The organism is Streptomyces calidiresistens, from assembly GCF_014141525.1.
Lineage (GTDB): Bacteria > Actinomycetota > Actinomycetes > Streptomycetales > Streptomycetaceae > Streptomyces > Streptomyces calidiresistens.
In genome coordinates, this window is the sequence record NZ_VKHS01000114.1 from 1 (window position 1) to 10,140 (window position 10,140).

General features: G+C 72.6%; 7 protein-coding genes. 3 read left to right on the forward strand and 4 right to left on the reverse strand.

Annotation, left to right across the window (positions count from 1 at the left end; translation table 11 throughout):
- Nucleotides 1–253: 253 nt before the first annotated feature.
- Nucleotides 254–937, reverse strand: coding sequence for a response regulator (locus FOE67_RS07550; protein WP_438874195.1), 684 nt, complete (start codon nt 935–937; stop codon nt 254–256).
- Between the two features lie 374 nt (nt 938–1,311).
- Between FOE67_RS07550 and pdhA the strand changes: the two genes are divergently transcribed.
- Genes pdhA through FOE67_RS07565 form a run of 3 tightly spaced genes read left to right on the forward strand, consistent with a single transcriptional unit; the run spans nt 1,312 to nt 5,283 of the window.
- A complete protein-coding gene (gene pdhA, locus FOE67_RS07555) occupies nt 1,312–2,649 on the forward strand; it encodes a pyruvate dehydrogenase (acetyl-transferring) E1 component subunit alpha (RefSeq protein ID WP_438874196.1) in 1,338 nt (445 codons plus the stop codon).
- Nucleotide 2,650: 1 nt separating this feature from the next.
- Complete coding sequence (locus FOE67_RS07560; protein WP_182661772.1) at nt 2,651–3,658, forward strand: alpha-ketoacid dehydrogenase subunit beta; 1,008 nt, start codon at nt 2,651–2,653, stop codon at nt 3,656–3,658.
- Nucleotides 3,659–3,714: 56 nt separating this feature from the next.
- Entirely contained in the window at nt 3,715–5,283 is a 1,569-nt protein-coding gene (locus FOE67_RS07565) for a dihydrolipoamide acetyltransferase family protein (RefSeq protein WP_182661782.1), read from the forward strand.
- A gap of 376 nt (nt 5,284–5,659) precedes the next feature.
- Here the strand turns inward: FOE67_RS07565 and FOE67_RS07570 are convergent, their stop codons facing one another.
- From FOE67_RS07570 to FOE67_RS07580, 3 genes are read right to left on the reverse strand one after another with little or no spacing between them, the layout of a single operon-like run.
- Complete coding sequence (locus FOE67_RS07570; RefSeq protein WP_182661774.1) at nt 5,660–6,223, reverse strand: bacterial proteasome activator family protein; 564 nt, start codon at nt 6,221–6,223, stop codon at nt 5,660–5,662.
- 20 nt (nt 6,224–6,243) lie between these two features.
- On the reverse strand, nt 6,244–9,204 hold the full coding sequence (locus FOE67_RS07575) for an FtsX-like permease family protein (protein ID WP_182661776.1): 2,961 nt from the start codon (nt 9,202–9,204) through the stop codon (nt 6,244–6,246).
- A complete protein-coding gene (locus FOE67_RS07580) occupies nt 9,201–10,025 on the reverse strand; it encodes an ABC transporter ATP-binding protein (protein WP_182661778.1) in 825 nt (274 codons plus the stop codon). The genes FOE67_RS07575 and FOE67_RS07580 overlap by 4 nt, the downstream gene beginning before the upstream one ends.
- Between the last annotated feature and the right edge of the window lie 115 nt (nt 10,026–10,140).

Consider the following 10,140-nt stretch of genomic DNA (forward strand, 5'->3'; position numbering starts at 1 on the left):
CCCCGGGCGTGCCGGGGTCGGGAGGGGAGGGGACGGGCATGGGCCCAGCCTGCCCGGCCGACCGCGCGCGTCGGGAGCGGGAAAGGTCCCCGGCACGCGGCCATTGGTCCCCGGGGACGGGGCTCCGGGAGGGACCCCGGGCCCGAAACCACCGATCGGCGACAACGCGGGTGATTGACGACAACGGAAACCGCGGAACCGGGGGCGGTGCCGCGGCGGGCCCGGAGCCGGGGGCCCGGGGGCCGCGACGGCCTCAGTCGCCGCCCGGCCGCCCCTGCTCGGCCTGCAGGCGCGCCACGTACGCGGCGGCCTGCGAACGCCGCTCCATCCCCAGCTTGGCCAGCAGGCTGGAGACGTAGTTCTTGATGGTCTTCTCCGCCAGGTGCAGGCGTTCGCCGATCGCGCGGTTGGTCAGCCCCTCACCGATGAGGTCCAGGATGCGGCGCTCCTGCTCGGTGAGCCGGCCCAGCCGCTCGTCCCCCCGGGCCGCGCCGCCGTCGCGGAGCCGCTCCAGCACCCGCTGGGTCGCCACCGGGTCCAGCAGCGACTTGCCCGCCGCCACGTCCCGCACCGCCGACAGCAGTTCCGAGCCGCGGATCGCCTTGAGGACGTAGCCCGAGGCGCCGGCCATGATGGCGTCGAACAACGCCTCGTCGTCGGCGTAGGAGGTCAGCATCAGGCACTGGATGCCCTCGTCGCGGGATCGGATCTCGCGGCAGACCTCCACCCCGCTGCCGTCGGGCAGGCGCACGTCCAGGACCGCGACGTCCGGCCGGGCGGCGGGGATACGGGCCAGCGCGTCGGCCGCCGTCCCGGCCTCGCCGACCACCTCGATGTCCTCCTCGAGCGACAGCATCTCGTGCACGCCGCGCCGGACCACCTCGTGATCGTCGACGAGGAATACGGTGATTGTTCCGTTTTCGCCTTCTTTGCGCACTGTGTCAGTGTCACACAGCGCCGCTCGCCGTGCCGACCCGCACACCGACCCGTGCGCCAACCCGCCCCCGCTCTTCCCGTAACCCCGTTGGTCGCGTTACCGTGCGGGAAAGTCCCTCCGCGACTCGCAAGGCTGTGACCAGTGTCGTTCCCGGCCCGGCGGAAAATACTTGGTCATCCAGGTAAATCCGCAGGTCAGGGACGTTTAACGGTTCCCCGGAACACTGGGTACGGTGTTGTCAAGCGGGCCGTCGAACGGGACACCTGTCACGCTCGGGCCGTCCGCGCCGCACCCACCCCGTGCGCCGCACGGCACCGGGCGAGCCGCCCTGGTACCCGGTGGACCCCGGGGGCCGGACCGACGGAGGAGCACACGTGACCGTGGAGAGCACTGCCGCGCGCAGCCGGCCACGAGACGGCGGTGGAGGAACCGACGGTTCCACCGAGCAGACCGCCGAAAGGAAGGACACCGGGCCGACCAGGCGAAACACCGGCAGGAAAGCCACCGCGAGTGGTGCCGGTACGCGGAAGGGTGCCGCGAAGAAGGCCGCCTCCGGTCGGGGCGGCGCCCCGAAGGCGTCGACGTCCGGAAAGGCCGGGAACCCCGGCACCCCGGAGCACCGCGACGAGTTCGGCGGCCCCGACATGGTGCAACTGCTGACCCCCGAGGGGGAACGCGTCGAGCACCCCGACTACACCATCGACCTCGACGCCGACGAGCTGCGCGGCCTGTACCGCGACATGGTGCTCACCCGCCGCTTCGACGCCGAGGCCACCTCCCTCCAGCGCCAGGGCGAACTGGGCCTGTGGCCCTCGCTCCTCGGCCAGGAGGCCGCCCAGATCGGCTCCGCCCGCGCGCTGCGGGACGACGACTACGTCTTCCCCACCTACCGCGAGCACGGCGTCGCCTGGTGCCGGGGCGTGGACCCCGCCCAGCTCCTCGGCATGTTCCGGGGCGTGAACAACGGCGGCTGGGACCCCAACGGCAACAACTTCCACCTGTACACCATCGTCATCGGCTCCCAGACCCTGCACGCCACCGGCTACGCCATGGGCGTGGCCAAGGACGGCGCCGAGTCGGCGGTCGTCGCCTACTTCGGTGACGGGGCCTCCAGCCAGGGCGACGTGGCCGAGGCGTTCACCTACTCGGCCGTGTACAACGCGCCGGTGGTCTTCTTCTGCCAGAACAACCAGTGGGCCATCTCCGAACCCACCGAGAAGCAGACCCGCGTCCCGCTGTACCGGCGCGCCGCGGGCTACGGCTTCCCGGGCGTCCGCGTGGACGGCAACGACGTGCTGGCGGTCCTCGCCGTCACCCGCGCCGCCGTCGAACGCGCCCGCACCGGCGGGGGCCCCATGCTCATCGAGGCGTTCACCTACCGGATGGGCGCCCACACCACCTCCGACGACCCCACCCGCTACCGCTCCGACGAGGAGCGCCGCGCCTGGGAGTCCCGCGACCCCCTGCTGCGCCTGCGCACCCACCTCGAGCGCGAGGGGCTGATGGACGCCGACGCCCTCGCCGCCGTCGAGGAGGAGAGCGACGCGCTGGGTCGCCGCGTCCGGGAGGCCATCCGCACCATGCCGGACCCCGACACCATGGCCATCTTCGAGAACGTCTACGCCGACGGGCACGCACTGGTCGACGAGGAGCGGGCGCAGTTCGCCGCCTACCTGGCCTCCTTCGAGGACACCCACGGGGAGGGCAACTGACATGGCGACCACCGACACCCGCACCATGCCGATGGCGAAGGCGCTGAACACCTCGCTGCGCCACGCCATGGAGGCCGACCCCAAGGTCCTGATCATGGGGGAGGACGTCGGCAAGCTCGGCGGTGTCTTCCGCATCACCGACGGCCTGCAGAAGGACTTCGGCGAGGAGCGGGTCATCGACACCCCGCTCGCCGAGTCCGGCATCATCGGCACCGCCATCGGCCTCGCCCTGCGCGGTTACCGGCCGGTGTGCGAGATCCAGTTCGACGGTTTCGTCTTCCCCGCCTACGACCAGATCGTCACCCAACTCGCGAAGATGCACGCCCGTGCCCTGGGCACCGTGAAGCTGCCGGTCGTCATCCGCATCCCCTACGCGGGCGGCATCGGCGCCGTGGAGCACCACAGCGAGTCCCCCGAGGCGCTCTTCGCGCACGTCGCCGGCCTGAAGATCGTCACCCCCTCCACACCGGACGACGCCTACCGGATGCTCCGGCAGTCCATCGACTGCGACGACCCGGTGATCTTCTTCGAGCCCAAGTCCCGCTACTGGGACAAGGGCGAGGTCACCACAGAGGGCGTCGACGGCGAGGGCATCGACGCCGAGCCCCTGCACCGGGCCCGGGTGCTGCGGGAGGGCACCGACCTCACCCTCGCCGCCTACGGCCCGACCGTGCGCACGGCGCTGCGCGCCGCCGAGGCGATGGCGGAGGAGGACCGTTCGGTGGAGGTGGTGGACCTGCGGTCCATCTCCCCCATGGACTTCGACACCCTGCAGGCGTCGGTGGAGCGCACCGGCCGGCTGGTGGTCGTCCACGAGGCGCCCGTGTTCTTCGGCGCGGGCGCGGAGATCGCCGCCCGCATCACGGAGCGCTGCTTCTACCATCTGGAGGCGCCGGTGCTGCGGGTCGGGGGCTTCCACGCCCCCTACCCGCCGGCGCGTCTGGAGGAGGAGTACCTGCCCGGGCTCGACCGGGTCCTGGACGGCATCGACCGCGTGCTGGCGTTCTGAGAGGGGTGAGGGAAGTCGTGACGACGAACGCCGCGGAGCGATTCCGCGAGTTCCGGATGCCCGATGTGGGCGAGGGACTGACCGAGGCCGAGATCCTCAGCTGGCTGGTGAAGCCCGGGGACACGGTCACCGACGGGCAGGTCGTGGTGGAGGTGGAAACCGCCAAGGCCGCCGTGGAGCTGCCCATCCCGTACGACGGGGTGGTGGCGGAGCTGCTGTTCGACGAGGGCACCACGGTGGACGTGGGTACCGCCATCATCAGCGTGGACACCGACCCGTCGGCCGGGCCCGCCGCACCGCCGGCGGCGACCGGGCCGGGCGCGGCGGCCGGGGACACCGGTGCGGCGACCGCCGTGCCGGTGGACGCGGGCACCTCGCCGGGGGCACCCGCCCCGGGCACCGGGGACTCCGGTGCCGGCGGGCCCGCGACCAAGGAGACCCGCGAGCCCGTCCTGGTGGGGTACGGCGTTTCCTCCGGCGCCACCCGGCGCCGCCCCCGCAAGGGGGCCGGACGGGCCGCCGCGAACGGGACCGCTCCGGCGGTGGAGACCGTGACGGAACCGGTGGCGGAGCCCGTCAGCGGGCCGACCGCCGGACCCGGACCGGTCACCGCCGACACCGCGGTGGCCGGCCGCCCGCTGGCCAAGCCCCCGGTCCGCAAGCTCGCCCGCGACCTGGGCATCGACCTGACCGAGGTCACCCCGAGCGGTGCCGACGGCATCATCACGCGCGAGGACGTGCGCGCGTACGCCGAGCGCGCCGCCGCCCCGGCGGGTGCCGGGCGGGCCGGAGGGCCCGCGGACACCACCCCCGCCCCCGTCGCGCCGCCCGGCCCGGAAACGGGACCGGCGGAGATCGTCGGTGGGACCGAGGAACGCGGTCGGACCGGGGCCCCGGTGGTGGAGCCCCAGTCGATGGAGCTGATCCGCGAACGCCGGGTGCCGATCAAGGGGGTGCGCAAGGCCACCGCCAAGGCGATGGTCTCCAGCGCCTTCACCGCCCCGCACGTCACCGAGTTCGTCACCGTCGACGTGACGCGCACGATGAAGCTGGTGGAGAAGCTGCGCAAGGACCCCTCGCTGGAGGGGCTGCGCATCAACCCGCTGCTCATGGTGGCCCGGGCGTTCCTGGTCGCGATCCGTCGGAACCCGGAGATCAACGCCTCCTGGGACGAGGAGCGCCAGGAGATCGTGCTCAAGGACTACGTCAACCTCGGGATCGCGGCGGCCACGCCGCGCGGGCTGCTGGTGCCCAACATCAAGGACGCCGGCACCAAGACCCTTCCCGAGCTGTCCCGGGCCCTGACCGACCTGGTGACCACCGCACGGGAGGGGCGTACCTCCCCCGGTGACATGCAGGGCGGCACGGTGACCATCACCAACATCGGGGTCTTCGGCGTGGACACCGGCACGCCGATCCTCAACCCCGGCGAGTCCGCGATCCTGGCGGTCGGCACCATCAAGCCGCAGCCCTGGGTCCACAAGGGCAAGGTCAAGCCACGCCAGGTCACCACGCTGGCGATGTCCTTCGACCACCGCTTCGTGGACGGCGAACTCGGCTCGAAGGTCCTGGCGGACACCGCGGCGGTGCTGGAGCACCCGCAGCGGCTGATCTCCTGGACCTGACCCCCGGCCCCATCCGTGCCCGTCCGCTTCCGGGCGGGCACGGCGGGCCTCCCACGAGCGACACCGCGCCCCGCCGCCCGGTCCACCGACCGGGCGGCGGGGCGCCGCTCGTGGGACCCGCGGTGGGCTCGGCGGGACCCGTCACGGGTGTCGGCGCCCCGTGCGGGCGACCGGGCGGACGGCGACCGGTGAGGGCGCCGGGCTCCGGGCGGCGCGACGGATCCCGGGGATCCGCCCGCCCTCGCCCCGGACGGGGCGAGGGGAATTCCGGGGACGGCCGGACCCCCGTGCCGGCCACCCCCGGAAGTCGGGGTCGGGGCGCCCGCCCCGGGTCGGGGCTCCCGGGCTCCCGGAGAGGCCCGGGAGCGGGAAGGGCTCAGAGGTAGGGGCCGGAACGGACGTCCCCGCGCCCCTCACCACCGTGGTCATCCGCGCCGAGCCCGGCGGGCAGCGCCCGACGCATCTGCTCCAGCTGCGCCCGGGCCGCCATCTGCTGCGCGAACAACGCGGTCTGGATGCCGTGGAACAGCCCCTCCAACCAACCCACCAACTGGGCCTGCGCGATGCGCAGCTCCGCGTCCGTGGGCAACTGGTCGTTGGTGAACGGCAGGGACAACCGCTCCAACTCGGCGACCAGCTCCGGCGCCAGGCCCTCCTCCAACTCCTTGACCGAACTGGAGTGGATCTCCTTCAACCGCGCCCGGCTGGCCTCGTCCAGCGGCGCCGCCTTCACCTCCTCCAAGAGCTGCTTGATCATGCTGCCGATCCGCATCACCTTGGCCGGCTGCTCGACCATTTCCGTCACCGGGGTCTCGGCGTTCTCCCCGCGCTCACCCTCGGCGTTCGCCCGCGGACCGGCGCTGCCGAGCGCCATTCCGTCCGGCCCCACGACCAGGACCTGCGGGCTCTCCTTCGGCGGTTCATTCCTCGGCTGCGTCATGGTTCCATCATGCACGCCGATCACTCCGCACGACGGACGAGCCCCGTGCCCGAACGCGTCAGCAGAGCGGCCAACACCCAGGCCAGCAAGGGCAGACCGACGATCATCAGCCCCAACAGGCCGAGGGGCGGTACGACGAACAACTCCGGGGCGTCCGTACCCCCGCCGAGGGCGTTCTGCTCCCACATCGCCAGTCGGTTGCTGTGCTCCGCCACCACCAGGGCGATACCGGGCACCAGGCCCGAGAGCGACCCCAGCACCACCCCCATGCCCGCGATGACGGCACACTGCATGCCCATCAGGGTGCGGCGGACCCGGGGCGGGGCCCCGACAGCGGCCAGGGTGGCCAGGTCGGCCTCCGAGTCGGCCCTGGCGAGACCGGTCGCGATCCCGGCCGCTCCCACGGTCACCACACCGGCGAACAGGGCGATGACCAGCAGGATGATGTCGGTGTCCCCGATGTACCCCCGCTCGACGGAGGCCTGCGGCCCGTGGGGAATGCCCCGAAGGACCTCCTCCACCGCCTGCCACCCGGCGCCCGTGGGCGGCGCGCTCGTGCTCCAGAGGGTGGCGTAATCGACCGTCGGCAGGCCGGCCGCCTCCGCCGTCGCCGGTGGTATGAGCACGGCGAGCCGGGAGAACGTTCCGACCGCGTCCTTGCCGGGATCCACGTACACGGCGGGAAAACGTTCCATCCGATCCGACGGGAGGATCGGCCCCCAGCTCATCCAGTCCTCCAGGGCCACCGCCTGCCCGTGGCCGGGAACGGACACGGTGTGGGAGGCGGGAACGGCCCCGGTGACGGACCCCGACTCCTCCGCCTCCCGGTACGCGTACCGCGCCTCGTCCTCGGCCCGGATGGTCTCGGCGGTGCTGAGGCCCACGGTCACCTCACCGACGGTCCCGTCGGCGGGCTCCGTGCCGGGGGTGTCGGTCCACAGGGCCCTCGGGTTCAGGACAACGGCCTTCCCCTGCTCCAGCGCCTCGGAGGCCCGGTGGTCGTCCAGGCCGAGGGCTCGGAGCACCTCCGGCCCGCCGATCACGACTTCCTCCCCGAGCGAGGTCCGATAGCCGTCCGACCCCGTGCACCGCCACGGAAGCGGGGCCCGGTTTTCCGCGAACCTCTCCTCTTCCCCGCACTGGTTCTCCACCGGGATCAGGACACGCACCAGGCCGCATCCGGGTGTGGCACCCTCCCACCACTCGCAGATCTTCTCTTCCGGCACCGGACGGGCCAGATCGGCGCGTGCCGTCGTCTCGACATGTTTCTCCACCGTGTCGCGGACTCTCGACAGGGCGGGGAGAGCCCGCTCCTCGCCCGCCGACAGCACCACCGTCCCGTAGGGGACCGGAGGGTCGTAACCCGCCTCGTTCCGGGCCTCCTCGGAGCCGTAGTAGGTGGCGAGGGTGACGGAACCGGCGACCGCCGCGAGAACCGCCGCCACCGCCGGGGCGGTGCGCGCCCGGTTGCGGACCGCGTCCCGCAGCGCCAAGCGTCCACCGAGCGGCAGGAAGCGACCCAGGCGACCGAACATGCCGACCAGGACCGGTGTCATGGCGACCAGGCCCAACTGGGCCACGATCGCTCCCGCCCCCACGGCCACGGGCTCGTTGAGGGCGAAGCCACCGAAAAGAGCGAGGCCGGCGCCCAGCACGAAGGCGGCCGCACCCACCAGGGGCAGCGTCCGGCCGGTTCGTCGCACCCCGCGTCGCCCGGTGAGCGACTGCAACACCGGGGTACGGGCGGCCAGGAGAGCCGGTACCAGCGCGGCGATCAGGCCGGTGACCACCGCGATGGTCCCGATGGCCGCCAGTTCCAGGGGACGCAGGTCCAGCGCGCCGAACCGGAACCCCACCTCGCTCTCCAACCACGGCCGGGCGAGGAGGGTCAGGAGGGTGCCGAGTGTCACGCCCACCACGGCGGCGACGAGACCCAGGAGCAGACCACCACCGAGCATGATCGCCCGGATGTGTCGACGGTCGCCGCCGTTCGCCCCGACCAGTCCGAGCATGCGGCGTGAACGGCGGGCCCCGACCGCGAAGGCGGGACCGGCGAGCAGGCAGATCTCCATGATGACGAGGGCCAGGACGACACCGACCATGGCGAAGGCCTGGACGTCGCCGTTCGCGGTATGCCAACGGCCCTCGGCGAGGGCGGGGACCTGATCGTCCGGCGGGGGATCGTGGTGGACGAGACGGGAGCTCACCAACCACCCGGCCTCGTTGATCTTCAGGACCTCCGACCACGGCACGCCGTCCGGCGCCGACACCAGGAACTGGAAGTCGACCCCGTCGACCACCCCGTGCTCGACCAGTTCGGCGATCAGGGTCCCGGGAGGAGCGAGGATCTGCTCCCTGTTCAGCTCCGAGGGGTTCTCGTAGACACCGACGATGCGAGGGGCGGTGTCTTCCAGGTCGGGGAAACCGACCGTGGAGTCGAGTTTCAGTCCGCTGAGGTCCAGGAACGCCTCCGTGACGGCCACTTCACCGGCGGCTTCGGGGAAACGACCCTCCCGCAGGGTCAACATGCCCTCGGTCAGCGGGTCGTCGGCGGGCACCTCGCGCACCTCGGCCGGGGCGACCCCGAAGGCCGTGGTGACGATCGCCGGGGAGGAGGAGGCGTCGGTGACGATCCGTTCGGGAGAGGTGGGCAGGGCGGCTTCCAGTCCGCGTCGCGCGTCCTCCTCGGTCGGCGGCTCCTCGTAACCGGAGATCGAGTAGGCGGAGGTCCTGTCCGTGGGGTACTGCTGGATGGGCTCGCCGAAACCGAGGTCGAGGAAGCGGGCGTCGGCGGTGCCCATCTCCCGGGTGAGCCGCTCCTCGGTGCTCAGGTCCGCCGATCGCAGGGCGACATCGAGGCCGGAGGCACCGATGATCGGCAGGGCGATCATGGAGACCACCAGGGCACTGCGGCCCTTGGCCCGCCAGGCGTCGCGGCGGGCGATGCGCAGGGTGGCCCGCCACATGTGCAGCCGTTTCACCGCACGGCCTCCGTCGGGAGGAGGGACTCCGGGCCGCTACCGGCGGCCTCGTCCACCACGGAGCCGTCGCGCAGGAAGATCACCCGGTCCGCCCAGGCGGCGAAGCGGGGCTCGTGGGTGACCATCACCCCGGCCGCACCGGCGTCGCAGCGGCTTCTCAGCAGGGCGAGGACGGTCTCGCCGGTCTCGGAGTCCAGGGCGCCGGTGGGCTCGTCGGCCAGGACCAGGCGGCGGTCGCCGACCAGGGCGCGGGCGATGGCCACACGCTGCTGCTGACCGCCGGACATCTCGTCGGGGAAGCGGTCGGCCACCTCCACGAGACCGATCTCCTCCAGGGCCGCCAGTGCCTCCCGACGGGCGGCCCTGGAGGACACACCGTCCAATTCGCGGGGCAGGGAGACGTTCTCGACCGCGGTGAGGGCGGGGATGAGGTTGTAGTCCTGGAAGACGTAACCGACCCGGTTGCGGCGCACCCGGGCGAGTTCGGCCCGGGAGAGGGACCCCAGGTCCACGCCCTCGACCAGAACCTGGCCGGAGGTGGCGGTGTCCAGGCCACCGGCGAGGGTCAGCAGGGTGGATTTCCCCGAGCCGGAGGGGCCCATCACGGCGACGAGTTCACCGGCGCCGACGGTGAGGTTGATGCCGCGCAGGGCGTGGACGGTGGCGACACCGCTGCCGTGGACACGGGTGAGGGAGCGCAACTCCAGGATGGGCGTGGAGTCGGGCTTCTCCGTTCCGGAGGGGGTCTCCTCCCGGCGGGCGGACGATGCCGGGGCGGGCGGCGCCGGGGCGTCGGTGTGATGGCGGCCGGTGTCGGCCATGTGATCTCCCCCTGGGAACGATTCGGGTGCGGAGCCACCCGCCGAGGAGGCGGAGGGCATCCGGGTCATGGGTGTGGAAAGCGGAAAGGAATACGGGGACGGGGGCCCCGGAGGG

Coding starts and splice junctions, on each gene's coding strand:
- FOE67_RS07560 (WP_182661772.1), top strand. CDS start 2,651: ATGGCGACCACCGACACCCGCACCATGCCGATGGCGAAGGCGCTGAAC.
- FOE67_RS07565 (WP_182661782.1), top strand. CDS start 3,715: ATGCCCGATGTGGGCGAGGGACTGACCGAGGCCGAGATCCTCAGCTGG.
- FOE67_RS07570 (WP_182661774.1), bottom strand. CDS start 6,223: ATGACGCAGCCGAGGAATGAACCGCCGAAGGAGAGCCCGCAGGTCCTG.
- FOE67_RS07580 (WP_182661778.1), bottom strand. CDS start 10,025: ATGGCCGACACCGGCCGCCATCACACCGACGCCCCGGCGCCGCCCGCC.